Source organism: Phyllobacterium sp. 22229 (assembly GCF_052056495.1).
GTDB lineage: Bacteria > Pseudomonadota > Alphaproteobacteria > Rhizobiales > Rhizobiaceae > Phyllobacterium > Phyllobacterium myrsinacearum.
This window is the reverse complement of sequence record NZ_JBQEPA010000007.1, coordinates 185,021-209,875: the sequence shown is the minus strand read 5'-3', so window position 1 is coordinate 209,875 and position 24,855 is coordinate 185,021. Positions and strand designations below refer to the sequence as shown.

General features: G+C 61.2%; 28 protein-coding genes. All 28 read left to right on the top strand.

What is annotated here, in order from left to right; genetic code table 11:
- The first annotated feature begins 22 nt into the window (after window positions 1–22).
- The 28 genes from fliI (at window position 23) to flhA (ending at window position 24,851) form a co-directional block, all read left to right on the top strand.
- Window positions 23–1,399: a flagellar protein export ATPase FliI gene (gene fliI / locus ACTJJ7_RS10970; protein WP_440967071.1), complete on the top strand. Its 1,377-nt coding sequence runs from the start codon at window positions 23–25 to the stop codon at window positions 1,397–1,399.
- Window positions 1,396–1,971 carry a hypothetical protein gene (locus tag ACTJJ7_RS10965; protein ID WP_105735212.1) on the top strand — a complete coding sequence of 192 codons (576 nt, stop codon included), beginning with the start codon at window positions 1,396–1,398 and terminating at the stop codon, window positions 1,969–1,971. The genes fliI and ACTJJ7_RS10965 overlap by 4 nt, the downstream gene beginning before the upstream one ends.
- Window positions 1,972–2,086: 115 nt before the next feature.
- Window positions 2,087–2,467, top strand: a complete 381-nt coding sequence (flgB, locus tag ACTJJ7_RS10960; RefSeq protein WP_105735211.1) for a flagellar basal body rod protein FlgB — start codon at window positions 2,087–2,089, stop codon at window positions 2,465–2,467.
- A gap of 5 nt (window positions 2,468–2,472) precedes the next feature.
- Complete coding sequence (flgC, locus tag ACTJJ7_RS10955; RefSeq protein WP_105735210.1) at window positions 2,473–2,892, top strand: flagellar basal body rod protein FlgC; 420 nt, start codon at window positions 2,473–2,475, stop codon at window positions 2,890–2,892.
- The gene (locus tag ACTJJ7_RS10950) at window positions 2,892–3,209 is read left to right on the top strand and encodes a flagellar hook-basal body complex protein FliE (protein ID WP_130272256.1); all 318 of its coding nucleotides are present in this window, start codon (window positions 2,892–2,894) and stop codon (window positions 3,207–3,209) included. Before flgC ends, ACTJJ7_RS10950 begins: the two co-directional genes overlap by 1 nt.
- A gap of 9 nt (window positions 3,210–3,218) precedes the next feature.
- The gene (gene flgG, locus ACTJJ7_RS10945; protein ID WP_105735208.1) at window positions 3,219–4,007 is read left to right on the top strand and encodes a flagellar basal-body rod protein FlgG; all 789 of its coding nucleotides are present in this window, start codon (window positions 3,219–3,221) and stop codon (window positions 4,005–4,007) included.
- Between the two features lie 8 nt (window positions 4,008–4,015).
- The gene (gene flgA, locus ACTJJ7_RS10940; RefSeq protein WP_105735207.1) at window positions 4,016–4,498 is read left to right on the top strand and encodes a flagellar basal body P-ring formation chaperone FlgA; all 483 of its coding nucleotides are present in this window, start codon (window positions 4,016–4,018) and stop codon (window positions 4,496–4,498) included.
- The gene (locus ACTJJ7_RS10935) at window positions 4,498–5,715 is read left to right on the top strand and encodes a flagellar basal body P-ring protein FlgI (RefSeq protein WP_105735206.1); all 1,218 of its coding nucleotides are present in this window, start codon (window positions 4,498–4,500) and stop codon (window positions 5,713–5,715) included. The genes flgA and ACTJJ7_RS10935 overlap by 1 nt, the downstream gene beginning before the upstream one ends.
- 26 nt (window positions 5,716–5,741) lie before the next feature.
- Window positions 5,742–6,245, top strand: a complete 504-nt coding sequence (locus tag ACTJJ7_RS10930) for a MotE family protein (protein ID WP_440967137.1) — start codon at window positions 5,742–5,744, stop codon at window positions 6,243–6,245.
- On the top strand, window positions 6,242–6,955 hold the full coding sequence (flgH, locus tag ACTJJ7_RS10925; protein ID WP_105735205.1) for a flagellar basal body L-ring protein FlgH: 714 nt from the start codon (window positions 6,242–6,244) through the stop codon (window positions 6,953–6,955). The genes ACTJJ7_RS10930 and flgH overlap by 4 nt, the downstream gene beginning before the upstream one ends.
- Window positions 6,916–7,449, top strand: a complete 534-nt coding sequence (locus ACTJJ7_RS10920) for a flagellar basal body-associated FliL family protein (protein WP_425374729.1) — start codon at window positions 6,916–6,918, stop codon at window positions 7,447–7,449. The genes flgH and ACTJJ7_RS10920 overlap by 40 nt, the downstream gene beginning before the upstream one ends.
- Complete coding sequence (gene fliP / locus ACTJJ7_RS10915) at window positions 7,446–8,183, top strand: flagellar type III secretion system pore protein FliP (protein ID WP_105735203.1); 738 nt, start codon at window positions 7,446–7,448, stop codon at window positions 8,181–8,183. The genes ACTJJ7_RS10920 and fliP overlap by 4 nt, the downstream gene beginning before the upstream one ends.
- Before the next feature lie 167 nt (window positions 8,184–8,350).
- Window positions 8,351–9,301, top strand: coding sequence for a flagellin N-terminal helical domain-containing protein (locus ACTJJ7_RS10910; RefSeq protein ID WP_440967068.1), 951 nt, complete (start codon window positions 8,351–8,353; stop codon window positions 9,299–9,301).
- Window positions 9,302–9,428: 127 nt separating this feature from the next.
- Window positions 9,429–11,075: a flagellar basal-body MS-ring/collar protein FliF gene (gene fliF, locus ACTJJ7_RS10905; RefSeq protein WP_440967066.1), complete on the top strand. Its 1,647-nt coding sequence runs from the start codon at window positions 9,429–9,431 to the stop codon at window positions 11,073–11,075.
- Window positions 11,062–11,730, top strand: coding sequence for a hypothetical protein (locus ACTJJ7_RS10900; protein ID WP_440967064.1), 669 nt, complete (start codon window positions 11,062–11,064; stop codon window positions 11,728–11,730). The genes fliF and ACTJJ7_RS10900 overlap by 14 nt, the downstream gene beginning before the upstream one ends.
- Window positions 11,727–12,995: a MotB family protein gene (locus tag ACTJJ7_RS10895; RefSeq protein WP_440967063.1), complete on the top strand. Its 1,269-nt coding sequence runs from the start codon at window positions 11,727–11,729 to the stop codon at window positions 12,993–12,995. The genes ACTJJ7_RS10900 and ACTJJ7_RS10895 overlap by 4 nt, the downstream gene beginning before the upstream one ends.
- A complete protein-coding gene (locus ACTJJ7_RS10890; protein WP_440967061.1) occupies window positions 12,992–14,203 on the top strand; it encodes a chemotaxis protein in 1,212 nt (403 codons plus the stop codon). The genes ACTJJ7_RS10895 and ACTJJ7_RS10890 overlap by 4 nt, the downstream gene beginning before the upstream one ends.
- Window positions 14,200–15,423 (top strand): flagellar hook-length control protein FliK, encoded by a 1,224-nt coding sequence (gene fliK / locus ACTJJ7_RS10885; RefSeq protein ID WP_440967059.1) that lies wholly within the window; start codon window positions 14,200–14,202, stop codon window positions 15,421–15,423. Before ACTJJ7_RS10890 ends, fliK begins: the two co-directional genes overlap by 4 nt.
- Window positions 15,424–15,475: 52 nt before the next feature.
- Complete coding sequence (locus tag ACTJJ7_RS10880) at window positions 15,476–15,946, top strand: transglycosylase SLT domain-containing protein (protein ID WP_440967135.1); 471 nt, start codon at window positions 15,476–15,478, stop codon at window positions 15,944–15,946.
- A 238-nt stretch (window positions 15,947–16,184) separates the two neighbouring features.
- Complete coding sequence (gene ftcR, locus ACTJJ7_RS10875) at window positions 16,185–16,856, top strand: flagellar transcriptional regulator FtcR (RefSeq protein WP_105735195.1); 672 nt, start codon at window positions 16,185–16,187, stop codon at window positions 16,854–16,856.
- Between the two features lie 124 nt (window positions 16,857–16,980).
- Complete coding sequence (locus ACTJJ7_RS10870; protein ID WP_105735194.1) at window positions 16,981–18,267, top strand: flagellar hook protein FlgE; 1,287 nt, start codon at window positions 16,981–16,983, stop codon at window positions 18,265–18,267.
- Window positions 18,268–18,295: 28 nt separating this feature from the next.
- Window positions 18,296–19,768: a flagellar hook-associated protein FlgK gene (gene flgK / locus ACTJJ7_RS10865; RefSeq protein WP_130272251.1), complete on the top strand. Its 1,473-nt coding sequence runs from the start codon at window positions 18,296–18,298 to the stop codon at window positions 19,766–19,768.
- 2 nt (window positions 19,769–19,770) lie between these two features.
- A complete protein-coding gene (locus ACTJJ7_RS10860; RefSeq protein WP_440967057.1) occupies window positions 19,771–20,820 on the top strand; it encodes a flagellar hook-associated family protein in 1,050 nt (349 codons plus the stop codon).
- 51 nt (window positions 20,821–20,871) lie between these two features.
- The gene (gene flaF / locus ACTJJ7_RS10855; RefSeq protein WP_105735191.1) at window positions 20,872–21,216 is read left to right on the top strand and encodes a flagellar biosynthesis regulator FlaF; all 345 of its coding nucleotides are present in this window, start codon (window positions 20,872–20,874) and stop codon (window positions 21,214–21,216) included.
- Between the two features lie 5 nt (window positions 21,217–21,221).
- A complete protein-coding gene (gene flbT / locus ACTJJ7_RS10850; protein WP_105735190.1) occupies window positions 21,222–21,662 on the top strand; it encodes a flagellar biosynthesis repressor FlbT in 441 nt (146 codons plus the stop codon).
- Entirely contained in the window at window positions 21,659–22,057 is a 399-nt protein-coding gene (flgD, locus tag ACTJJ7_RS10845; protein WP_105735189.1) for a flagellar hook assembly protein FlgD, read from the top strand. The genes flbT and flgD overlap by 4 nt, the downstream gene beginning before the upstream one ends.
- Window positions 22,058–22,073: 16 nt before the next feature.
- A complete protein-coding gene (locus ACTJJ7_RS10840; protein ID WP_105735188.1) occupies window positions 22,074–22,340 on the top strand; it encodes a flagellar biosynthetic protein FliQ in 267 nt (88 codons plus the stop codon).
- 420 nt (window positions 22,341–22,760) lie between these two features.
- Window positions 22,761–24,851: a flagellar biosynthesis protein FlhA gene (gene flhA / locus ACTJJ7_RS10835; RefSeq protein ID WP_105735187.1), complete on the top strand. Its 2,091-nt coding sequence runs from the start codon at window positions 22,761–22,763 to the stop codon at window positions 24,849–24,851.
- Window positions 24,852–24,855: the final 4 nt, after the last annotated feature.

The window sequence follows — 24,855 nt, the reverse complement described above, 5'->3', positions numbered from 1 at the left end:
TCTCTGACCCGGCCGGATAAGCATGCAGGATCTGGAAGCAGCGCTGCCGACAATGAGCACCGGGACAGGCAGTCTCGAGGCGCTGGCGCGGCTTGTCTCGCAGGTCGTGACGGCGCCCGCGCCAGTGGCCATCGGCGGTTACGTCAACGAGGTGTCGCGCTCCGCCATCGGCGTGCGCGGTATTTCGGAACGGGCGCAGCTCGGTGATATGGTGACCATCCGCAGCGGCGGCCAGCTGCATCCAGCCGAAGTGGTACGGATCGAACAGTCGCGCGTGCTGGTCAAGCCGTTCGATGACCGGATCGTGCCGTCGCTTGGAACGCCTGTCTTTCCCGAGGGGCCGTTTCGCATTGCGCCCGCACCCGACTGGAAGGGGCGGGTCATCAATGCCCTTGGCCTGCCGCTCGACGGCAAAGGCCTGTTGACTGCGGGCGACAACCCCAAGCCCGTGGATTGCCCGGCTCCGCTCGCCATGAACCGCAGCCGCGTCGAAATCGGCCTGCGCACCGGCGTCAATGTCGTTGATGTCTTTGCACCGATGTGTTTCGGCCAGCGCATGGGCGTCTTTGCCGGGTCCGGCGTCGGCAAATCCACGCTGCTGGCCATGATGACCAAGGCGACGGATTTCGACACGGTTGTCCTGGCCCTGACAGGCGAGCGCGGCCGCGAAGTGCGCGACATGCTCGAAGACACCATGGCCGGCAAGCTCGGCAAGACCGTCACCGTTGTGTCGACCGGCGATGAAAGCCCGATGATGCGCCGGCTCGCCCCCAACACGGCAACGGCCATCGCCGAATATTTTCGTGATCTGGGCGACAATGTTCTTCTGATCGTAGATTCCGTGACGCGTTTTGCCCATGCGGCGCGTGAAATCGCCATTGCCGCCGGTGAACCGCCGGTCTCGCGCGGCTATCCGCCGAGCGTGTTCAGCCAGTTGCCGCGCCTGCTTGAGCGCGCCGGGCCCGGATTGTCGGACAGCGGGACGATCACCGGCATCTATGCCGTTCTGGTCGATGGCGACGATCACAATGATCCGGTTTCCGATGCGATCCGCGGCACGCTGGACGGGCATATCGTGCTCGACCGCAGCATTGCCGCGCAGGGCCGTTTCCCGGCCATGGATATTCTCGGGTCCATTTCACGCCTGGCGCAGCACAACTGGTCGCCGGAACAGGCGAAACTTGCCACCAGCATGCGGGGGCTGATTGCGCGCTTCGAGGAGACGCGCGACCTGCGCATGATCGGTGCTTATCAGGAGGGGGGCGATCCCCTGCTCGATCAGGCCGTGCATCTGGTTCCACGCATTTACGACGCTATGCAGCAGACACCGGCCTCGCCGCTTTCGCTCGATCCCTACAGCGATCTGGCGGCGGCACTTCGGCCAAAGGAGGGGGCATGACCAAACAGAAGACCACGGGCCTGGCGCCTGAAAGCGATCCGGCAGCGGAGATTCCCGTGCCCCGCCAGCGTGACAAGCGTTTCGACGGCTATATCAAGGGCGCGGGATTTGTCCTTGCAACCATCTGCGCCATCCTGCCCTTCGTGATGTATTACGACATCTGGGAAGCGCGGCCCAAGCCGGAAGCGACCGGTAAAACCGTCCGCGATCCCCTGGACCGGACAAATCAGAAGGTCGTGCGCAAGAACAACGGAACCGAGGTTTCGCTGTCGAAAACCAAAAGCGGCGAACTGGACCTCATGACCACGGCAACCACCTCGGCGCTCACCGGCGACCGGCTCGCCGGGATCAACGCCGCCAGCAAGCAGCCTTTTCCCGACAAGCCGGTGTTCCTGGTGCGCGAAGTGGTCGGCGGTCTGGTGATGATCGAAGACAATACCGGCTACTGGTTTGTCGAAAAGGGATCGCCCCTGCCGGATGGAAGCACACTGGTGGCGATAGAGCGCGGCAATGGCAATGGTTCGTGGCAGATCAAGACATCCGACGGCGAAGTGATCAGCCGGACAAACTGATCAAATGCCTCGTGGCCGGCGCATAAGTTCCGTGGCTGTCCGTGCCGCAAGTCTCACGCAAGATTGACCGCATAGAGTGACCTCCATTGATTGGTCCGGGACGCGAGGCAGGCACATGCAGGGGATTCATCTGTTCGAATTGGCATCACGTCAGGCCGAGTGGCTGTCCGTCAGGCAGGCCGCGGTTTCCGGCAATGTCGCCAATGCCAATACGCCGGGTTTCAAGGCGCGGGACGTGGAGCCGTTCAAGGACGTGCTGCAGCAGACGCAGCTGACCATGGCGGCGACAAATGCGAAACACCTTGAAATCAATGCATCCGGCATCGCCGCCACCGCCCTGCGCAAGAACGAAGTAACGGAACAGAACCATTCGAAGAACACGGTCAGTCTCGAAGCCGAAATGGTCAAGTCCGGCGAGATCAATCGCCAGTTCGCGCTCAACACCAGCATCGTGAAGGCCTTTCACCGCATGATGCTCTCCGCAGTAAAGGGCTGAAACCGATGTCAGATCCGCTCCAGGCCGCGCTCAAGGTTGCCGCTTCCGGCCTCAACGCCCAGTCGACCCGCCTGCGCATCGTTTCGGAGAACCTGGCCAATGCCCAGTCGACCGGCAAGACGGCGGGCAGCGATCCCTATCGCCGCAAGACTGTCTCCTTTGCCACCGAGCTTGACCGCAGCAGCGGCGTCGAGACCGTGCGCATCGCCGAAGTCGGGCATGACGTTTCCGCCTTTACCGAAGAATATGATCCAAGCCACCCGGCCGCCAACACCAAGGGCATGGTCAAATATCCGAATGTGAACATGGTCGTCGAAATGGCGGACATGCGCGAAGCCAATCGCTCCTACGAAGCCAATCTCCAGGTGGTCAAGCAGGCACGTGAACTGATTGCCATGACCGTCGATCTCTTAAGGAATTCCTGATGATAGACCAGCTCCTCAGTGTCTCCACCCGCAACGCTCTTTCCAAGCTGTCGGAAACCGTCAACCCGGCATCCATGCCCGGCGCCGCTTCTCCGGCAGCGGCAACCGGCCAGCCCTCCTTTGACAGCGTGCTGTCGCAGGTTACCGGCAAGCTCCAGAATGCCGAAGCGGTTTCGCTCAAGAGCATGACCGGCGATGTGCCGACGCGTGACGTTGTCAATGCGGTCATGGATGCGGAAAAATCGCTCCAGACGGCGATCGCCATCCGCGACAAGATCGTCCAGGCCTATCTCGAAATCAGCCGTATGCCGATTTAAGGAAAAAGAATGAAAGCGCTCACCATCGCTGCAACAGGCATGAATGCCCAGCAGCTCAATCTGGAAGTGATTGCCAACAACATCGCCAACATCAACACGACCGGGTTCAAGCGCGCAAAGGCCGAGTTCTCGGATTTGCTGTACCAGACCGAGCGCAGTGCCGGTGTGCCGAACATGGCAAACCAGAACATCATTCCCGAGGGCGCGATGGTCGGGCTCGGCGTGCAGACATCGGCCGTTCGCAACCTGCATATTCAGGGCGGTCTCAACCAGACGGGCAATCCGTTCGACGTCGCCCTCAAGGGCCGCGGCTGGTTCCAGATCCAGAACACCGCCGGTGAAACTCTCTATACCCGCGCCGGGGCGTTCAACACCAATGCGACAGGGCAGCTGGTGACGCTCAACGGCAATCTGGTCGAGCCCAACATCGTTGTCCCGACCAATGCCATCGAAGTCAAGATCACCGATTCCGGCCAGGTTTTTGCGAAACTGTCCGACCAGACGCCCATGGTCAATCTCGGCCAGCTGACCATTGCCAATTTTGCCAATGAAGCGGGTCTCGAGCCGCTGGGCGACAATCTCTACAAACAGACCGATGCGTCGGGCGCTCCGGTTGTCGGCGTTCCCGGCGATCCCGGTTTCGGTACGCTGAAGCAGGCCTATCTGGAAAACTCCAACGTGGACCCGGTCAAGGAAATCACCGACCTGATCACGGCCCAGCGCGCCTATGAAATGAATTCGAAAGTCATCCAGGCCGCCGATGAAATGGCATCGGTCGTGTCGAAGAACCTGCGCTGAGGACGATCATGGCGGCGGCAAAGATCATTGGGAACTGGACTCTGCGCGTGCTGGCAGCCGGCCTGTGCGCGCTGGTCTTTTCCGTTGCCGCCCGTGCCGAGCGCATTGCGTTCCTGGTGCCTTCCCAGATCATCTATCCCGGCCAGACCATCGGCAATGCCGGGTTGACGGAAAAGTATTTTACCATCCGCGCCTCCGCTGCCGCCCAGTATGTGCTCACGCCCGATCAGCTGGTCGGCAAGGTCTCGCGCCGGACATTGCTGCCGGGCCAGCCTATCCTCCTGTCGTCGGTCAATGAACCCGACATGGTGCAGCGCGGGGTTCCGGCGGTGCTGGTCTATGACGCCGGCGCTCTCGTCATCACGGCGCGCGGCACGCCGCTGGAGGCCGGGCGCGTCGGGGATTTCATCAAGGTGCGCAACATCGACAGCGGTATCACCGTATCGGGCACCATCCTTGCTGACGGGCGCATACAGGTGGGCATGCAATGATGCGGCGTATCGCGATTGCCCTTCTGGCCTTCCTTGCAACGTCCGCGCTGCATGCGGGCGAATCGTCGCCCAAGGAGAAGGGTTACAAGACACCTGCACAGGCCCAGGCCGCCTGGCAGAAGGAAGCTGACGAAGGACGCTGGGGCGGGCCGGCTTCCCAGTTCGGCGAAGGCGGGGTCATCGTCCGGCTCAAGGATATTGCCGCCATTCAGGGCGTGCGCGAAAACCAGCTCGTCGGCTATGGTCTCGTTGTCGGATTGAATTCAACCGGCGACAGCCTGCGCAACGCGCCCTTTACCGAGCAGTCCATGCGCGCCATGCTCGACAATCTCGGCATCAGCCCGCCGGCCGGCGCGTCGCGTTCCAAGAATATCGCGGCCGTCATCGTCACCGCCAATCTGCCGCCCTTTGCCGGGCGCGGTTCGCGGATCGATATCACCGTTTCATCGCTGGGTGACGCCACGTCGCTCTCCGGCGGTACGCTGGTCATGACGCCGCTCGCCGGTGCCGACGGGCAGGTCTATGCGGCGGCACAGGGCAACCTGATCGTGTCCGGTTTCACGGCGTCGGGCAACGCCGCCACCCTTACACAGGGTGTGCCAACCAGCGGACGCATTCCCAACGGCGCCCTGGTCGAAAAAGAGGTTTCCGGAAATTTCGGCCAGGAGGGTGAACTTCTGGTCGAGTTGCGGCAGCCGGATTTCACCACGGTCGTGCGCATCACCGATACGATCAATGCCTTCGCCAAGCGCCGCTACAACCAGCCAGTTGCCAAGGAGCGCGACGCCAAGTCCATCCGTCTGCGCAAGCCGAAGGATATGACCGCAGCGCGCTTTCTCGCGGAAATCGAAGGCCTGCCGGTGCCGACGGATGAAGTGGCGCGCGTCGTCGTCGATGAGCGCACCGGGACCGTGGTCATCGGTGAGAAAGTGCGGATATCGCGGGTCGCCATCAGCCATGGCACCCTTTCAGTCAAGGTCACCGAGACACCGACGATCATTCAGCCGGAACCGTTCAGTGACGGTGTGACGGCGGTTGAGCCCAACACCAATATCCAGGTCCAGCAGACCTCCAAGATCGGCGTGCTGGGGGGAACCGACCTTGAAAGCCTGGTGAAGGGTCTCAACCAGATCGGCGTGAAGCCGCAGGGCATCATCGCCATCCTTCAGGGCATCAAGACGGCGGGCGCGCTGCATGCGGAGCTGGTGGTCCAATGAGTGCTGCAATGACCATGGGACGGAACATGACGGCGTCCTGCAAGGCTGCTCTATTCCTGCTGGCGATATGCTTGCTGCCATCCGCTTCGATGGCGCAGGATGCGGCTCCCAAGGATGAAACCGGGCAGGAAATCGGCCGTTATTGCACCAACATCACCGACAAGGCCGCCGATGCCCGCTATGCCATGCAAACCCGCGAGCTGGAGCAGTTGCGGGCCGATATCGACAGCCGCATCCAGGAACTGGAAGCCAAGCGCAAGGAATATGAAGTCTGGCTGAAACGGCGCGACGAATTCGTCGACAAGGCTGAGGATTCGCTCGTGGGCATCATTTCCAAGATGCGGCCGGATGCAGCTGCAGCGCAGATGGCGCTGATGGGCGACGAGCCCGCCGCCGCGCTGCTGCTGAAGCTCAATCCCCGTGTTTCCAGCGTTATCCTGAATGAAATGCCCGCGGAAAAATCCTCGCGCCTTGCCCGCGTGATTGTCGGATCCCGCGTGGTCACAAAGAAAGAAAGAACCGCGCAATGAAAAAAGCGGCATCCCTGCTTGCCATCGCCAGTGCCGTTGCCCTTTCGGGATGCGCCGACAATTTCCGCGATCTGAACCGCACGCCGCAGATGTCGCCGGTGGGCGCGGGCGTCGGGCAGAGCTTCAGCGTTTCCGATCCGTCCTACTATCCGACCCAGCCGCAGCCGAAACGCTATTCGCTGTGGCAGGACCGCGCCGCCGGGTTCTTCCGCGATCCGCGTGCGACCAATCCGGGCGATGTTTTGACCGTCAACATTCTGATCGACGAAAAAGCGACGTTCGACAACAAGAACAGCCGTTCGCGCGTCGCCTCATCCGATGTCGGCGGCAAGGCGGATATCAGCGGCAGCGGCTTCTCTGCTGGCAATATCGGCGGCAATCTCGATCTGAAATCCGATAGCCGCACCAAGGGCGAGGGCAAGATCGAGCGATCGGAGAAAATCGTGCTGAGGGTTGCGGCCATCGTCACCAATATCCTGCCCAACGGCAATCTGGTGATCCGCGGTTCGCAGGAAGTGCGCGTCAATTACGAGTTGCGGGTGCTGAACGTCGCTGGCGTTGTCCGCCCGCGTGATATTTCCGGCGACAATGTCATTTCCTACGAGAAGATCGCCGAAGCGCGCATTTCCTATGGCGGCCGCGGGCGCCAGAGCGAGACGCAGCAGCCGGCATGGGGTCAGCAGATCCTCGATCAAGTATCGCCGATCTGACCGACATGAGCACGCTCGCCGACGATACGACACCCGCACCGAAAGCACCGTCCAGCGTGGCGATCATTGCTGCGGTGGCGGTTCTCACCCTGATTGCGGCGGCCGGTGGCTGGTTTCTCGGAACACAGCTCGGCCTGAATGTCCCGGCCGGTCAGGCCGCGGGAACCGGCGAGAAGACGCGTCCTGCCGGTGCCGACGTGCCATCCGGCAATGTCGTGGCGCTCAAGCCGATCCTGACCAACGTCAAAATCCCGCAGGACGTCTGGATCAGGCTGGAGGCGGGCGTCGTGGCCAAGCCCGGCGAGAAAATATCCGACGAACTGGCGGCAACCGTTGCCGGCGATTTCATGGCCTTCCTGCGCACCGTCAATCTGATGCAGCTGCGCGGGGCAGCGGGGCTGGAATATCTGCGCATGGATCTGCAGGAGAGGGCGCGCATGCGCTCCGAAGGCAAGATCGAGAAAGTGTACATCTGGGCATTGGTGATGGAATGAAACGGCGTCTGCTGACACCCCTGCTGCTGCTCGTGCTCGGCGGCACCGCCATGGCCCAGACGCCGTCGCTGCTCGATGGCCTGATCCCGCAGGGCAGCGCGTCGACCAGCGGCCAGATCATGCAGATGCTGGCGGTGCTGACGGTGCTGTCCATCGCGCCGGGCATCCTGATCATGGCAACGAGTTTCACCCGTTTTGCCATTGCCTTTTCCATGCTGCGCTCCGGCCTCGGCCTGCAGACGACACCGGCCAACCTCGTGATGATCAGCCTTGCGCTGTTCATGACCTTTTATGTCATGGCGCCGGTGTTTGACCGGGCGTGGCAGAACGGCGTGCAGCCGCTGGTCAACAACCAGATCACCCAGGATGTCGCGATCCGCGAGATCACGTCGCCGTTCCGTGAATTCATGCTGCGGCAGGTGCGCGACAAGGATTTGCGGCTGTTCGAGGATCTGGCGGACGAATCCTTCCGCACCAAGGCCAATGAGGCCGTGGATATGCGCATTCTCGTGCCCGCCTTCATGATTTCCGAACTGCGCCGCGGTTTCGAGATCGGCTTTCTCATCGTCCTGCCGTTTCTCGTCATCGACCTGATCGTTGCGACGCTCACCATGTCGATGGGCATGATGATGCTGCCGCCGACGGTGTTGTCGCTGCCGTTCAAGATTCTGTTCTTCGTGCTGATCGACGGCTGGAACATTCTGGTCGGCAGTCTGATCCGGTCGTTTTCGTAACCATGACAAAAATTAATCCTGCCCATTATTGAAACGGTAACAATTCTGGCGTACTCCTGCTCGGCATAACAGGTGACCGCTTCGGTTACAGGCATCATGCCGCTCTGTTAGGTCGGTTCCGATCCGACATGTCCCCATCACATGTATCTTTTATAGGGGCTTTTTTCATGGCCAGCATTCTTACCAACGCGTCAGCAATGACCGCGCTCCAGACACTGACTGCAACCGGCAAAAATCTTGCCACCACTCAGAACCGCATTGCAACGGGCCTGAAGATCTCCGAAGCTTCCGACAACGCCGCTTACTGGTCGATCGCCACAACAATGCGTTCGGACAACGGTGCCAACTCGGTTATCCAGGACGCTCTCGGTCTCGGCAGCTCCAAGATCGATACCGCCTATTCCGCAATGAACAAGGCCATTGATTCGGTAAACACCATCAAGAACCTGGTTCTGGCTTCCAAGAACGCCAGCGCTGAAGACCGCGCCAAGAACCAGCTGCTGATCAACTCGGCTATCGGTGCCCTGAAGGAAAACGCAGGCGCTTCCTATGCCGGTTCCAACCTGCTGACCACCGACCAGGCTGTTGACGCCGCTCCTGCAACGGCAAACTTCAGCACGATCGCTTCCTACAGCCGTGATTCGACCGGCAAGGTAACGACCGGTTCGATCGACGTTGCTCTGGCAAACACCCGTCTTATCGACACGGGCGGCACTGCTGCAACCAAGACCGGTATTCTCGACAAGCAGTTTGCTGTAACCAACGCGGCAACCACACCTGTTACAACACAGACCTCGATCCTGACGATCGACGTTTCTGCTGCAGGCGTCGACAACACGGCGATTGACGGCATGCTGACCGGTATCGAAGCTGCTGCCAAGGGCCTGGCTTCCGGCGCTTCGCAGCTCGGTGCTGCCAAGACCCGCATCGACAGCCAGAAGTCGTTCATCAGCGCGCTTTCGGACGCTGTTGATCGTGGTATCGGCACGCTCGTTGACGCTGACATGAACAAGGAATCGGCTCGTCTGTCGGCTCTGCAGGTTCAGCAGCAGCTCGGCGTTCAGGCGCTGTCGATTGCCAATGCAAGCAACCAGACCATCCAGCAGCTGTTCCGCTAAGGATGACGATCCCTCGGGATCGGTTCTGAATTGGGCCACGCCTTGCGCGTGGCCTTTTTCTTTCCGGCTCTAACTTCGCGCAAGCTTCGGCCTCTATGGTCGGACGACGCAAGCGTGGTGGGCATTGATGGAAAAGAATATCAGACAGTCTCTGGAGCAGTTTCTGGGTGCCATGAAGAAGCTTGGCGCGCGGCGGCTCATCGGGCTCGCCCTTGTCGGCGTCACCCTGTTTGCCACTATTCTTGTCTCCAGCTTTTATCTCAACCGCCCGCAATATGAGACGCTCTATGTCGGCCTCAGCCGCGATGACGTCAACCGCATGGGCATGGCTCTCGGCGAAGCCGGCATTCCGTTCGACGTAAAGGCCGACGGCACCTCGGTGCTCGTCCCGTTCGGCAAGGCGGACCAGGCCCGCATGTATCTGGCCGAAAAGGGACTGCCGACCAGCAACAATGCCGGTTATGAACTCTTCGACAATATGGGCTCGCTGGGCCTTACCTCATTCATGCAGGAGATTACCCGGGTACGGGCGCTGGAAGGCGAAATCTCCCGGACGATCCAGGCGATCCGCGGCATCAAGGCGGCCCGCGTGCATATCGTCCTGCCGGAAAAGGGCAGCTTCCGCCGCGGCGACCAGGCGCCGTCCGCTTCCGTGGTGATCCGCACCGAGGGCGGGTTCTCGATGGAATCGGCGCAGTCGATCCGCCAGCTTGTCGCGGCCGCCGTGCCGCAGCTCACCGCGTCCGAAGTCACCGTTCTCGATACCAATGGACGGCTCCTGGCCTCCAAGGACGACGGCTCGAATGCCGGTGCCGTCATGTCGGCGACGCTGGAGCAGAATGTTTCCGCCTCGGTTGACGACAATATCCGCAAGGCGCTGGCGCCCTATCTCGGCATCGGCCATTTCCAGACGAGCGTCCAGGTGGCGCTCGACACCGACAAGCGCCAGACCAACGAGACCGTGTTCGATCCGGAATCGAAGGTTGAGCGGTCGGTGCGCGTCGTGCGCGAGAGCGGCGATTCAAAGAATTCGAAGAGCGACAACGCGACCGGCGTGGAACAGAACATCCCGCAGGAGGAAATCCAGAGCAAGAATGGCGACAGCTCGACGGAAAAAACCGACAAGCGCGAAGAGCTGACCAATTACGAGGTCAATTCCAAGACGATCTCGACCGTCAGCGACAGCTACCAGATCAAGCGCCTGTCCATTGCCGTCGTCATCGACCAGGCGCGGCTGCTGGCAACAGCGGGCGTTACCCCTGTTCCGGACAAATTCGTCGAGCAGCAGATCGCCAAGATCACAGAACTGGTGGCAACCGCGGCAGGCCTTGACCAGAAGCGCGGTGACGTCATCAACGTGACGGCGCTGAACTTCATGGAAGCGACCGGCGATCAGTTGCAGCCGGCCGCCACGCCGCTGTCGGAGACGATTTTCCGCCAGGCCGGCAGCTTCGTCAATGCCGCTGCGCTTGTCGTGGCCGTCGGTCTCATCCTGTGGTTCGGCGTCCGTCCGCTGATGCGTGAAATGACCAAGCCGCAGGATGCGCTGCAGCTGGCTGCCGGCACCGACGTGACTGTGCCCGATTTCACCGCCGCATCGCGGCCGCAGCCGGCGCTGGCCGCCAATTCCGACCAGAGCCTGCCCTATGACGACCTGAGTGAACTGCGGCGGCGCATGCGCGTTCCCGCGCAGAACCGGCTTGAGCAGATGATCGAGATGGATGAAGAGCGCGTGGCAGCGATCCTGAAGCAATGGGTTCATGAGGCAGCTTGATATGGGCCGTTCGATTGCCAGCATGCTCACCGACTTCACGCCGAAACACGTGCCCGATGACCGGGTGACGGTTTTTGCTGCCGCGACGCGTGAACGGGTTGAAATATCGGAGGATGATGCGGTTGCCGACGATGTCGTCGACCTCATCGATATCGAGCTGAAGATCAAGGAGACCTTCGAGCTCGGCCGGGCCGAGGGGCAGTCGGAAGCCTCCGTGCTGTTCGACGCGGAGAAGCTGCGGTTGGAACGGGATTTCCAGGAACAGCTGGCCGCGGCGGAAGCGGATTTCATGGATCGGATCGGAACCCGCCTGTACGAGCAGGTGGAAGCGGGGCTGGCGGTGATCTCAACGGGGCTGTCGAGCAGTCTTGCAACCGTTCTTTCCCCTCTGGTTGAAAAGAATCTGCGCGAGCGCGCCGTTGCCGGTTTTGCCGGGGAAATTGCGCGGCTGACACAGGGTTTGGAAGGCGTGATGATCGATATTTCCGGGCCGCAGCACCTCATCGATGCCCTGCGCAACCGTCCGGGCATCGATCTCATGCGCTTCACGTTCACCCGGTCGGAACAGCCGGAACTGTCGATGAAACTCGATGATGTGGTTGTCGAAACGCGGCTTGGTCACCTGATTGACGCGGTGAAGGATACGATCCGATGAATATCGACCCGGAAACCCGCCGCGAAATCGTCATTGTCCGGCGCGGCCGCAACGATGGCGAAGACGGGCACCATGGCGGTGTGTGGAAGATCGCCTATGCGGATTTCATGACCGCGATGATGGCATTCTTCCTGGTCATGTGGCTGATCAATGCCGCCAATGAGGAAACCAAGGCGGCCGTTGCCAGCTATTTCAACCCGGTCAAGCTGATGGACCGGCAGGCGCGGCCGAAAGGCATCGAAGCCACGGACAATCAGGAAGGCAAGGTTCGCTTCGAACGGCCCAATTCCACCGATGCGGAAACCAAGAGTGCCCGCAACGAAAAGGAACAGCAGGCGAAGCCGGAGACCGAAGAACGCCAGATGTTCAAGGACCCCTATGCGGTGCTGGCGGAAATCGCCACCGATTCCGGTGTCTTGCAGAACCGTTCCGCCAAGGGCGACGGCGGGTCCAACACTGCCGGTCCGTCCACCGGGGCGGAGGGTGGCGACGCCTATCGCGATCCGTTCAATCCCAATTACTGGTCGACCCATGTGGAGGACGATCTTTTCCCGCTGACCGACAGTCCCGCCGTGCCGCCGCCCTCGCAGGAGCAGCTGGAAAAGCGGGCTGCGGGCGTGGAAGACAAGGCCGGTGCGCAGGCGCAAACGGCCGGAGCAATGGCGGCCGATGCAGCGCAGCAGGCGCAGAAGCTGGAAAAGACTGCAGCTCAACCCGCCGGTGCCTCCGCCAGTGCGCCCGCCGGAACAAATGTCGCTGTTGACGCGGCAAAGGGCGACAAGCAGCCGGATGCGGGCCAGCTTGCATCGGCACGCGAACTTGCCTCGGAAATTTCGAAGAAGACCAGCACTGCCGCCGATGAAAAGGCCCCGGATATTACGGTGGTTCCCACCGATGAGGGGGTCATGATCCAGCTGACCGACAAGGTCGATTACGGCATGTTCGCCATCGGATCGGCCAAGCCCGACAAGCGGGTGGTGCAGGTTCTCGAGCAGATCGGCAAGATCATTGCCGTGCGCAAGGGCGACGTCATCATCAGCGGCCACACCGATGCGCGCCCGTTCAAGAGCGAGACCTATGACAATTGGCGCTTGTCGTCGGCGCGCGCGCACATGGCCTATTACATGCTGACGCGCGGCGGCCTCGACTCAAAACGCATCCTGCGCGTGGAAGGCTATGCCGACCGCGATCCCAAAGTGCCTGCCGATCCCTATGCCGCCCAGAACCGGCGCATCGACATCTTTCTGAAAACGGCCAAGAGATGAAGTGGGGCTCCCGTCTGCGATGGCTGCTGATCGGCCTTGTGAGCCTGCCTCTTGGCACGGCCAAGGCCGACATGCCGTCGCCGGAGCCCTATCTGCTGGTGCGCTCCATGCGCATGCTGCAGGATCAGGTGGCCTCCGGCAAGCCGGAGGCACTGCCCATGCTCAACCGCGTGCTGGGGCACATTGCGGCACAGCTTCAGGCCGCCAATCCGGATGTCTGGCACAAGCCCGCCAACGCCTATGCCATTGTCATCTATCTCCTCAATGGCGGCAATCCGCAGGTCGTGCGCACCATCCTCACCACGACGAAGCTTGAGAGCATCAGTCCCAAACTGATTGCCGGTTCGCTCGCCTATGCGGATGGCAACCCGCTTGGCATCGTCGAGAACTTCAGCGAAGAGCTGCCGCCGGATGTGCCGAGCGAACTGATCGCCTCGATCTCGCTGGTGACGGCAGCGCAGCTTGCCGCCATCGACGTGCCGACGGCATTGAAGCGTCTGGACTATATCCGCTTGACGGCGCCGGGAACCCTCTTGGAAGAGGCGGCTTTGCGGCGCGGCCTGATGATGGCCGCCAATCTGGGCGACAAGGACAAGGTCAGGCTGCTGGCCCGCAATTATCTGCAGCGCTTTGCCCTTTCACCCTATTCGGAGGACTTCTTCCGCCAGCTGGTCGATGCGGTCATGGTGCTGAAGGCCAAGATCAGCAATGACGAGATCGAGGAGATGGCATCTCTGGCCTGGACCGGTGCACGGCTGCCGCTTTACCTGCGCATCGCCCGCGGCGCCATCGTCGGCGGCGACATGCAGCGCGCCCGCTTCATGTCGGAAAAAGCCGAAGCCCTGGCGCAATCGCTGAAAGCTGATGACACGCAGGCACGGCTCTATCTCGGGATCAGCAATGTCGGTACGGAGAAGACCGACGATGCGATGAAAATGCTTTCGGAATTGCCGCGCGACCGCCTGCATGAGCGCGATGTCAAATTGCTGGAAGCAGCGGCAGCGATGGGCGGAAAAATCCTCGAACAGCCGTCTGCCGACACCGCGGAAACACCGCAGCGGTCCCTTGTGAAAGCCGGCGCAGCACCGGCGGACGCCAAGGCAAGGACCGGCGCATCGAGGCCGGCAATCGCGGTTGATCCGATGATCGATGAAACACGCAAGAAGCTCGACGCAATCGATGCGCTTCTAGGGAAGGCCAGGAAATGACCATCGGACCGGATATGCCGCTCAGATCACTCAAGGACGCGATTGTCGGGGAGACAGGCAAGGGAAACCGCCTGCCCGACAAGAAGACGGCCAAGGGCAAGGACGACGCGGTTGACTTCAGGTCCATGCTGGAGGCAAAGCCGCTGCGCCTGCCGGCCGAGGCGGGCGACGGGATGGCGCCGGATGACGTTGCCGCGATGGACGACCAGCCGGAGGTTGAAACGGACGATGATCAGGCAAGCACCGGCCCGTCGGTGCAGGCCCTGTTCGGCCAGTCGATCCTCGCCCTGGAACAGCTGCTTGACCGGCAGCCGCCGGATGGCGGCAGTCAGCTGCGGCATGGGAACAAGCTGGCGCAGGCCGTGGACGCCAATGCGCTGGCCGATGGAGAAACGGCGCCTGATGCTGGCGCGAATGGCAAGGACGAACCGCTCCCGCCTGCGCCGCGCACGGATGCGGCGTCCATTGCTGATGCGGCTGACAAGCCGGCTGCAAAGACCGCTGCCAGTCCTGCAGCCGGGGCTCAGCCGGACAAGTCCGATACCTCGCCGCAGCCAGCCGAGACTGCCTCCACCGATGCACCCAAGGCCCGCGTCAGCGCAAGACAGGCTCCCGAACAGGCGCAGCCGCCCGCCGTCAGCACTCCGGCTCCGGTTGTCCAGCCGGCCCCCGCCGCCGATCCGCGTGCCGCCATGGCAACCCTTGCCGATACAGCACCAGCAGCGCCGCAAAGCCGTCCCGCCATCGCGAATGTCCAGATCATCTCGGACAACAGCACCAGTGCGGCACGAACGCTGGTGATCCAATTGCAGCCGGTCGAGCTTGGCACCGTGACCGCGCGCCTGCGCCTGACCGGCGATGGCATGCATATCCAGCTGATGGCGGAGAGCAAGGCGGCAGCCGAGCATCTGGCCCGCGACCATGAAGCGCTTGGCAAGGCTCTGCAGCGCGCCGGTGTGGCCGATGACGCATCCGCCGTCACCATTTCCGTGATTGATCGCAGCGCAGCAACGGCCAGCGCACAGCCGGGCCAGCAGGCCACGACCGGACAGGACCAGCAGACGGGAAGCCGGGGGCAGGCCGATGCCGGTTCGCAGGGAACACAGGGCGACCGCTCGTCCGGCCAGCAGCATTTTGGAGACAGCAGACCCGATGAAAGCGACGACAAGACTGCCAAATCCATGGCTGATCGCACTCTGTCTCGCGGTCTGGTCGTGTAGCGGCCTGCTGACCGTGCAGGCCGCGCGCGCCGACAATCTCTGCGAGCGCGAAATGCACCGGGCGTCGAGCAAATACGATATACCGATCGGCATTCTCTATGCGGTGGGACTGACCGAAACCGGGCGCAAGGACTCGTTGCAGCCCTATGCCATGAACATCGAAGGCAAGGCGGTTTTCATGCCGTCCGCGGCCGCCGCCGTGATGAAATTCAACGAAGCGCATAGCCAGGGTGCCAAGCTGATCGATCTCGGCTGCATGCAGATCAATCACTATTTTCATGCCAGCGCGTTCCCCTCCGTTGGGGCGATGCTGGATCCTGCAACCAATGTCGATTACGCCGCGCGCTTTCTCAAACAGCTGCGCGCACGTGAAGGCAACTGGACCATGGCCGTGGCCCGCTACCACGCGGGTCCCAACAACAATCCGGCCCAGAAGCAATATGTTTGCCGGGTCATGGAAAATATGGTGGCATCGGGCTTCGGCAACTGGACGCAGAAGGCGCGAATGTTCTGCGATAAGTGAAGGTGTTAATGATCGGTAATAAAACGTGAATTTGTTGACGCGGTCATCTTTCGTTAAGGTGTGACCGGTAGACATTCAGCCATGCGAGTCGCATCGCGTTTCCCTCCCGTTTCCCCTCCATCATCCCCATTTCAGACTCCCAATTAATTGCGGTCAATTAGTTGGGGATTGTCGGCGAGTCATCGACCCCGCTAGGTGTGTGTTGTGTGGGGTTTTTACTGATTCGGAAGGTGGGGTCGTGATTGTAGTCGTCGACGAACGAAGTCTGGTGACGAGTGGGTATTCGGCGTGGTTCGCCCGTGAGGGCATTACAACAACAGGGTTCGCTCCCGATGATTTCGGTGACTGGGTTTCGACCGTCCAGCAGAGCGACATTATGGCGGTTGAGGCGTTTCTGATAGGGGAATGTGCGAACCGCAGCCAGTTTCCCCACAAGATTCGTGAGCGCTGTTCGGCGCCGGTCATTGCAGTCAACGAAACGCAGTCGCTTGAACACACGCTTGAACTCTTCCAGGCCGGTGTCGACGACGTGGTGCGCAAGCCGATGCATGTGCGCGAAATTCTCGCCCGCATCAATGCGATCCGCCGGCGCTACGGCAATGGCGATACGGGCACGCAGGTCGGCCCCATCCGCGTCTTTTCCGACGGACGCGATCCGCAGGTCAACGGCGTCGAGTTCTCGCTGCCGCGGCGTGAACGCCGCATCCTGGAATATTTGATCGCCAACCGTGGACGGCGCCTGAACAAGGCGCAGATATTCAGCGCGATCTACGGCATTTTCGACAGCGAAGTCGAGGAAAGCGTGGTCGAGAGCCATATCAGCAAGCTGCGCAAGAAACTGCGCGAGCAGCTCGGCCACGATCCGATCGATTCGAAGCGTTTCCTCGGTTACTGCATCAATCTCGATTGAGTCCGCGTACCGCTCCGCCGGCGGCGGGGTGTTTGCTAAGTTCTCGAAACATTCAAGGCGTCAGGTTCACGCAAGCATCGTCAGGTTACGATCCGCAACGGAATCATCGCGCAAGGAGACGGAAATGAGCCTCTATGGAATGATGCGGACGGGTGTATCGGGCATGAACGCCCAGGCCAACCGCCTGTCGACCGTGTCCGACAACATCGCCAATTCCAGCACCACCGGTTACAAGCGCGCCAGCACACAGTTTGCTTCGCTGGTCCTGCCAAGCTCGGGCGGCGCCTACAATTCCGGCGGCGTCGAAACGGTTGTGCGTCACCATATTTCCGACGATGGCTCGCTGCGCTTCACCACGTCGTCAACGGACCTTGCCCTCAAGGGCAACGGCTTCTTCGTGGTCAGCAACAGCGCCGGAACGCCCTATCTGACCCGCGCCGGCTCCTTTGTTCCCGATGCGCAGGGCAATCTGGTCAATGCGGCCGGCTATTATCTCATGGGCAACCCGATCGTGAACGGCCAGACCAATTCGGTCATCAACGGATATCAGGGGCTTGAGAAGATCAACGTCAAGCAGAACGATCTTGTCGCCGATCCGAGCCGCAAGGGCACCTTCACGGCCAACCTGCCAGCGGGTTCGGCGGTTGTTGCCGCCGCCGACCTTCCGTCCAATGCGGCGGCCAACACCGCCGGAACGGCCAAATACACCGCCAAGACCTCGCTGCAGAGCTTTGACAATCTCGGCAATCTGGTCGTGCTCGATGTCTACTTCACCAAGACGGGTGAGGATCCCATCACCAAGAACGCCACGTGGGAGGCCACCGTCTACAACAAGGCCGATGCGGCAGCCAGCGGCGGCTTCCCCTATTCAAAGCCGGCCCTGACCACCGAAACCTACAATTTCGACGGCGTCACCGGCAAGATGACGTCGGCCGACAAGTCCCTTTCGGTGCAGATTCCCAACGGTCAGCTGCTGCAGATCGATATGTCGGCCACCAAGCAGCTGGCGGGTGATTACACGCCGATCGAGGCAAAGATCGACGGCAGCACGCCGAGCCCGATCGAGAATGTCGACATCGCGGCCGACGGTACGGTTGTTGCCCGCTACAAGAACGGCGCGCAGCGCGCCATCTATCAGATTGCGCTGGCCGAAGTTCCCAGCCCCGATAAACTTCTTGTCCTCTCCGGCAACGTCTTTTCGCCCAGCGCCGAATCCGGCGATGTGCAGTTCGGCCGGCCCGGCAAGGGCAGCTTCGGAACGCTGACATCCGGCGCGCTGGAAGAATCGAACGCTGATATCGCGCAGGAACTGACTGAGATGATTGAGGCGCAGAGAAGCTACACGGCCAATTCCAAGGTCTTCCAGACCGGCGCGGATTTGATGGACGTGCTGGTCAATCTGAAGAGGTAGCATCCCAAATGTTGATTGGACCTAAGGCATGTCATTAAGCTCGGCGCTCCTTACCGCTCAGAGTGCTCTGACGACGACGTCGAAACAGACAGCGTTGGTATCGCGCAATCTTGCCGGTGCCAACGATCCCAATTTCTCGCGCCGCATCGGTTCAGTCGTCAGCGGGCCCAACGGATCGACCTATCTGTCCGTCAGCCGGTCAGCCGATGATGCGCTCCTGTCCAAATATATCGAGACAAACAGCCAGTTCGGTTCGTCCTCGACGCTGAAGAGCGGCCTCGACAGGCTTTCCGGTATCTACTCCGCCAACAATGCGTCGGGCTCGCCAAGCGCGCTCCTGGGTGATCTGCGCGATTCCCTGCAGCTTTATGCATCGCAGCCAGGCAATAATTCCGTCGGCGAGGCGGCGGTGTCCAAGGCTGTCAATCTGGCCAATGCCCTGAACAAGGGAACGAGCGAGGTCCAGAAGCTGCGGCAGGATGCCGACAATGACATCAAGGATTCCGTCAGCAATCTGAACGCGCTGCTGGCCAAGTTCGAAACCATCAACAACCGCGTCGTCAACGGTACCCGTTCGGGCGCCGATGTGTCGGATTTCCTCGACCAGCGCGATGGCCTGCTCAAGGAAATTTCCGGTGAAATCGGCATCACCACGATGGTGCGCGGCGACAATGATGTCGTGATCTTCGCCGAGTCCGGTGTCACGCTGTTCGAGGGCTCGCCGCGCAAGGTCAGCTTTACGCCCACGGCCGCATTCGCTGCGGGAACCACCGGCAACCAGGTCTATGTCGATGGCGTGCCGCTGTCGCATGATACATTCCAGCAGCCCTACGGGACGGGACGGCTGAGCGGCCTCTTGCAGCTGCGCGACCAGACAGCGCCCGCCTACCAGAACCAGCTCGACGAGATCGCGCGCAGCCTTGTCGGCATGTTTGCCGAAAAAGACCAGAAGACGCCGCCGACCCTGCCGGATGTGCCGGGGCTTTTCACCTATTCCGGTGCGCCGGCCATGCCTGCGGATGGAACGATATCGCCCGGTATCGCCGGCACCATCAAGGTTTCCTCGGCCTATATTCAGTCGCAGGGCGGCAGCCCGACGCTCCTGCGTGATGGCGGCACCAATCCGGCCAATCCGGATTATGTGCAGAACCCCTCTGGATCGGCCGGCTTTTCAAACCGCCTGCAGGGGCTGATCGGTGCCATCAATGCACCGCGCAGCTATGATGCGAATGCCGGCATCACCGGCCAGAAGAGCCTTGTGGATTATTCCGCCGCCTCGATCAGTTCGCTCGAAACCAAACGCAAATCCGTCACCGAGACCAATACCTACAATGGCGTGCTGGCATCGCGGGCCGAAGATGCAATTTCCAATGCATCGGGCGTGAACATCGATGTCGAGATGCAATCCATGCTGCAGCTTGAACATTCCTATCAGGCATCCGCCCGGATTCTCTCCGCCGTGGACGCCATGTTGAACGAACTCATGAACGCGGTGAAATAACGATGAAAACCCAATCGATTTCATCTTACATGCTGGCCAATTCGACCCGGAACATCCTGGCCAAGGCTCAGGCCGACCTGATCAAGGCAAAGGAAGAGTCGACCACCGGATTCGTGTCCGACACGGGTCTCGCGCTCGGCAGCCGCACAGGCCAGTCCATTTCCCTGCGCAAGGAATATGACCGGCTGACGGTTCTGACCGAAACGAACAATCTGATCGGCCAGCGCATGACGACATCGCAGAATGCGCTTGGCAATCTCGTCAAGGGCGCGACGGATTTTCTCGGCACCGTGACCGCGCTGCGCGGTTCGTCCGACGGTCATTCGGTCGCCCTGGACAAGGCGAAAAGCGGTTTGCAGACCATGACGGGCCTTGCCAACACCAACTACAATGGCGAGTACGTGTTTGCTGGCGTGAATACGGACGTGCAGCCGATGGATGATTACTACGCTGCCGGCAACCCGGCGCGTGCAGCCATCCAGACCGCCTTCCAGACACAGTTCGGCTTCCCCATGACGGATCCGCAGGTGAAGAACATCACCGCCGACCAGATGAAGACTTTCCTCGACACCACGATGACGGCCCAGTTCAGTGCCGGTTCCTGGTCGAGCAACTGGTCGTCGGCTTCGGACACGCTGGTCAAAAGCCGGATCGCACCGACGGAACTGGCCGAGACCTCGGTCAGCGCCAACAATGCCGGGTTCCGGCAGATGGCCATGAGCTACACCATGGTTGCCGAACTGAGCAATATCGGCCTCAACCAGGGCGCTTTCGACGCGGTCATGGACAAGGCGATCTCCACGACAACCCAGGCTGTCACCTCGCTGACCAGCGCACAGGCTTTCCTCGGCGACGCCCAGGCGCGGACCAAGGATGCGACGGATCGCCTGACCGTGCAGCTCAAGGTGCTCAACAGCTCCGTTCTCGATCTGGAGGCTGTCGATCCCTATGAGGCGGCAAACCGCGTGAGTGCATTGACCAACCAGATCCAGGCTTCCTACGCCCTGACTGTCAAGCTGCAGAGCCTGAGCCTGCTCAATTACCTGAAATAGCCATGGCGGGCGCGGTGGCCGTGCCCGTTTGTGCCGATACCGGAAAGACATATGTACCAGGCCCGATACAACGACATCATGGACGACGGCGCAGCCAGCGCCAAAGAGCGCGAGCGCTCGCTGTTCGACCAGTCGATCATGATGCTGGAGGAAGCGCGCGACGAAGACGGACATTCCTTCAAGAGCATTGAAGCGGTGCATTTCACCTCGCGCCTGTGGGTGATCGTGATCGAAGATCTCGGCAGCCCGGAAAACGGCCTGCCGCCGCAGTTGCGGGCATCGCTGATCTCGATCGGCATCTATATCCTCAAGGAGCTCGAAGAGATCCGCCAGGGCCGGTCGACCGATTATGACGGCATCATCGAGATCACCAGAACCATCCGGGACGGGATCTGAGCACCATGAAAATCACCCTGCGCGCCGGCGAGAAAGTCTACATCAACGGCGCTATCCTGTGCGCTGACCGCAAGGTTTCCCTTGAGTTTCTCAACGATGTGACGTTCCTGCTCGAGAGCCACGTCCTGCAGGCGGACGAGACGACGACGCCGCTGCGCCAGCTCTATTATGCGGCACAGATCATGCTGATCAATCCGCTGATCAGGAACGAAGCCAACATCACCTTCAAGCGCATGCTGGCAAACCTTTTGGCCACCTTCGAGAATCCGCTGATGCTCAAGGAGTTGAAGCTGATCGACGAGATCGTTTGCAACGACCGGGTGTTCGAGGCGCTCAAGGCCATACGGCTGCTCTATCCGCTGGAGGCGCAAATCCTCTCCGGCACGCTTGAAACCACCCATCCCACCCATTCGGATCAGCCAAACCGGCCGGAGGCAATCGCATGACCACCACACCTCCCGTAGGATCATCAACCGGCAATACACCGGACACGTCCAAGACCGGCGGACCAAGCGTCGACTACCAGTCCTTCCTGAAGCTGCTCGTGGCGCAGATGAAGAACCAGGATCCGACGCAGCCGATGGACGGCACCCAGTACGTGGCGCAGCTCGCCCAGTTCTCCAATGTCGAGCAGGCGACGCTGATGAACAAGAAGCTCGACCAGATTCTCGCCAGTTCCTCGCTGTCGCAGGCGGACGGGATCATCGGCCGGACCGTCACCAGCGCCGACGGCAAGGTCACCGGCGTGGTGGAATCGGTCAAGATTTACAGCGACGGCATGATCGCCAAGCTCAAGGGCGGGGCGGAACTGCCGATCACCGCCGGCATCGTCATCAGTTGACCGCCCGCCGCCGACTATGAATGAGGCCGATGCGCTCGACATCGTCAACCAGGCGATCTGGACGGTGATTGTCGCCGCTGGCCCGGCCGTGGGCGCCGCCATGCTGGCCGGTGTCATCATCGCCCTGTTCCAGGCCCTGACCCAAATCCAGGAAGTCACGCTGACCTTCGTTCCGAAGATCATCGTGATTCTCGCCGTGCTGGCGCTGACGGCTCCCTTTGTCGGCTCGCAGATCAACACGCTGACCCTGCTCACCTATTCGCGGATCGAAAAGGGCTTTTGAGCCTGTCGAACCGCGCACTGTAATTTTTCCACCCAAATAAAAACCACGCCAACTTATCCACGTTCTCCCAACCCAAGTTATCTTTCTCGTGTCCTTTCCGGCGGGAATGCTTCCGGAAACTTTCGAAAGTCGGGAAAGGACCGGCGCTTCGGCTTCACGGGGAAGAAAACCTCGAGCGGCCGGGGAGGTTTGGCTCAATGCTGGCCCATTGGGTAAAACCTCAAAACCGCCGGAGCGGGTGGTCCTTGGATCGCAAGCATCGCATACAGCATACCCCAAGACCCGCGTTCCAAGGACCGCCCGTCATTCTCCTCTTTCAACAGCCAGACGCAGAAGCGGGCGTGGCAACCGGCCAGCGCGGCCGCTTTGGCTTCGCGTAAGCTTCGCTCCCTATGCTTGCAGCGATCATAGGAGAATGCTGTGCAACAGGCTGCCGTAAAGAAACTGGGCGACAAGGGCTATCTGACCGGCAGCGACGTCGGTTTGGCGCTTGGCATCGTCATCATTCTGACCGTGCTCTTTCTGCCCGTCTCGCCGATGGTGCTCGATATCGGCCTGGCCTTTTCCATTGCGCTCTCGGTTCTCATTCTCATGGTGTCCCTGTGGATTCAGCGCCCGCTCGATTTCTCGGCATTTCCGACGGTGCTGCTGATTGCCACCATGATGCGCCTGTCGCTCAACATCGCGACAACCCGCGTCATCCTCACCCATGGCGATGAAGGCTATGCCGCCGCGGGGCAGGTGATCCACGGTTTCTCCCAATTCGTCATGGGCGGCGATTTCGTCATCGGTCTCGTGGTCTTTGCCATCCTGATCATCGTCAATTTTCTCGTCATCACCAAGGGCGCCACGCGCATCGCGGAAGTCGGCGCGCGCTTCACGCTCGATGCCATTCCCGGCAAGCAGATGGCGATCGATGCGGATCTTTCCTCCGGCCTGATCGACGAAAAGGAAGCGCAGCACCGCCGCCGCGAGCTGGAAGAGGAGAGCGCGTTCTTCGGTTCGATGGACGGTGCGTCGAAATTCGTGCGCGGCGATGCCATTGCCGGCCTCATCATCACCGCCGTCAATATTTTCGGCGGCATCATCATCGGCGTCACCCGCCATGGCATGGAAGTCAGCCAGGCGGCCGACGTCTTCACCAAGCTGTCGGTCGGCGACGGTCTGGTCACGCAGATTCCGGCGCTGATCGTCTCGCTGGCGGCCGGCCTGCTCGTGTCCAAGGGCGGCACGCGCGGCTCCACCGACAAGGCCGTCTTCGGCCAGCTCGGCGCCTATCCCAAGGCCCTGTTCGTCGCTGCGCTCCTGCTGTTCGTTTTGGGTGTCCTGCCGGGACTGCCGGCATTCCCGTTCTTTATTCTCGCCCTTGGTCTTGTCGCCATCGGCATTGCCGTTCCGCGCAAGATCGCCCGGGTGGCGGCAGCAGCCGTGGCTGAACAGAACGCCCGCAAGAAGGAGGCCGAGGACGAGGACCGCAACTCGGTCCGCGCTTCGCTGGAAACCGCACAGATCGAGCTGTGCCTCGGTAAGCAGCTGTCGACCCGCCTGATGGCCTCGCAGCTGGAGCTGGCGCACCGCGTCAACAAGATGCGCAAGAAATTCGCCACCGAATACGGTTTCGTGGTTCCCGAGATCAAGGTGACCGATGATTTCCTCATCCCGCCGAAGGTCTATCGCATCAAGATCCACGGCACGGTTGTGGTCTCGCAGGAGCTGCGGGTGGGTGAAATCCTGGTGATCCCCGGCGACCGGCCCATTCCGGAAATTCCGGGTGAAGAGGTGCGCGAGCCCGCCTTCGGCATGAAGGCCTATTCGGTGCCGGAAACCTTTGCCGCCGACCTCAAGCGCGACAACTACATGACCGTCGACAATCTCTCTGTGCTGCTGACCCACCTGAGCGAGATCGTCCGCAACAACCTGGCGCAGCTCCTGTCCTACAAGGACATGCGGGCCCTTCTCGACCGGCTCGGCCCGGAATACCGCAAGCTGCTCGACGATATCTGCCCCGTGCACCTGTCCTATTCCGGCCTGCAGGCCGTGCTCAAACTGCTGCTGTCGGAACGGGTGTCGATCCGCAATCTCAACCTGATCCTGGAAGCCATCGCGGAGGTCGCGCCGCATATCCGCCGTGCGGAAATGATCGTCGAGCATGTGCGCATGCGCATGTCGCAGCAGATCTGCGGCGATCTGGCGGACAATGGCGTGCTCAGCGTGCTGCGCCTCGGCAACCGCTGGGACATGGTGTTCCACCAGAGCCTGAAGCGCGATGCCAAGGGTGAAATCGTCGAGTTCGACATCGACCCGCGCCTGCTCGAACAGTTCGGCACCGAGGCCAGCACCGCCATCCGCAAGCATCTGGACGCGGGCGAGCGCTTCGTGCTCGTCGCCTCGCCGGAGGCACGGCCCTATATCCGCATGATCATCGAGCGGCTGTTCGCCACGCTGTCCGTGCTGTCCCATGTCGAGATTGCCCGTGGCGTCGAAGTGCGTTCGCTCGGCACGATCTCGTGAGGCC

Bases quoted from the DNA above. Each gene is read 5' to 3' on its own strand.
- ACTJJ7_RS10935 (WP_105735206.1), top strand. From the start codon at position 4,498: ATGCGGCGTATCGCGATTGCCCTTCTGGCCTTCCTTGCAACGTCCGCG.
- ACTJJ7_RS10880 (WP_440967135.1), top strand. From the start codon at position 15,476: ATGCACCGGGCGTCGAGCAAATACGATATACCGATCGGCATTCTCTAT.
- flgD (WP_105735189.1), top strand. From the start codon at position 21,659: ATGACCACCACACCTCCCGTAGGATCATCAACCGGCAATACACCGGAC.
- fliI (WP_440967071.1), top strand. From the start codon at position 23: ATGCAGGATCTGGAAGCAGCGCTGCCGACAATGAGCACCGGGACAGGC.
- flbT (WP_105735190.1), top strand. From the start codon at position 21,222: ATGAAAATCACCCTGCGCGCCGGCGAGAAAGTCTACATCAACGGCGCT.
- ACTJJ7_RS10840 (WP_105735188.1), top strand. From the start codon at position 22,074: ATGAATGAGGCCGATGCGCTCGACATCGTCAACCAGGCGATCTGGACG.
- ACTJJ7_RS10870 (WP_105735194.1), top strand. From the start codon at position 16,981: ATGAGCCTCTATGGAATGATGCGGACGGGTGTATCGGGCATGAACGCC.
- flgK (WP_130272251.1), top strand. From the start codon at position 18,296: ATGTCATTAAGCTCGGCGCTCCTTACCGCTCAGAGTGCTCTGACGACG.
- flgH (WP_105735205.1), top strand. From the start codon at position 6,242: ATGAAAAAAGCGGCATCCCTGCTTGCCATCGCCAGTGCCGTTGCCCTT.
- flgB (WP_105735211.1), top strand. From the start codon at position 2,087: ATGCAGGGGATTCATCTGTTCGAATTGGCATCACGTCAGGCCGAGTGG.
- flgG (WP_105735208.1), top strand. From the start codon at position 3,219: ATGAAAGCGCTCACCATCGCTGCAACAGGCATGAATGCCCAGCAGCTC.
- ACTJJ7_RS10860 (WP_440967057.1), top strand. From the start codon at position 19,771: ATGAAAACCCAATCGATTTCATCTTACATGCTGGCCAATTCGACCCGG.
- ACTJJ7_RS10965 (WP_105735212.1), top strand. From the start codon at position 1,396: ATGACCAAACAGAAGACCACGGGCCTGGCGCCTGAAAGCGATCCGGCA.
- fliF (WP_440967066.1), top strand. From the start codon at position 9,429: ATGGAAAAGAATATCAGACAGTCTCTGGAGCAGTTTCTGGGTGCCATG.
- ACTJJ7_RS10920 (WP_425374729.1), top strand. From the start codon at position 6,916: ATGGGGTCAGCAGATCCTCGATCAAGTATCGCCGATCTGACCGACATG.
- fliK (WP_440967059.1), top strand. From the start codon at position 14,200: ATGACCATCGGACCGGATATGCCGCTCAGATCACTCAAGGACGCGATT.
- ACTJJ7_RS10895 (WP_440967063.1), top strand. From the start codon at position 11,727: ATGAATATCGACCCGGAAACCCGCCGCGAAATCGTCATTGTCCGGCGC.
- ACTJJ7_RS10950 (WP_130272256.1), top strand. From the start codon at position 2,892: ATGATAGACCAGCTCCTCAGTGTCTCCACCCGCAACGCTCTTTCCAAG.
- fliP (WP_105735203.1), top strand. From the start codon at position 7,446: ATGAAACGGCGTCTGCTGACACCCCTGCTGCTGCTCGTGCTCGGCGGC.
- flgC (WP_105735210.1), top strand. From the start codon at position 2,473: ATGTCAGATCCGCTCCAGGCCGCGCTCAAGGTTGCCGCTTCCGGCCTC.
- ACTJJ7_RS10890 (WP_440967061.1), top strand. From the start codon at position 12,992: ATGAAGTGGGGCTCCCGTCTGCGATGGCTGCTGATCGGCCTTGTGAGC.
- ACTJJ7_RS10900 (WP_440967064.1), top strand. From the start codon at position 11,062: ATGAGGCAGCTTGATATGGGCCGTTCGATTGCCAGCATGCTCACCGAC.
- ACTJJ7_RS10930 (WP_440967137.1), top strand. From the start codon at position 5,742: ATGACGGCGTCCTGCAAGGCTGCTCTATTCCTGCTGGCGATATGCTTG.
- flgA (WP_105735207.1), top strand. From the start codon at position 4,016: ATGGCGGCGGCAAAGATCATTGGGAACTGGACTCTGCGCGTGCTGGCA.
- ACTJJ7_RS10910 (WP_440967068.1), top strand. From the start codon at position 8,351: ATGGCCAGCATTCTTACCAACGCGTCAGCAATGACCGCGCTCCAGACA.
- flaF (WP_105735191.1), top strand. From the start codon at position 20,872: ATGTACCAGGCCCGATACAACGACATCATGGACGACGGCGCAGCCAGC.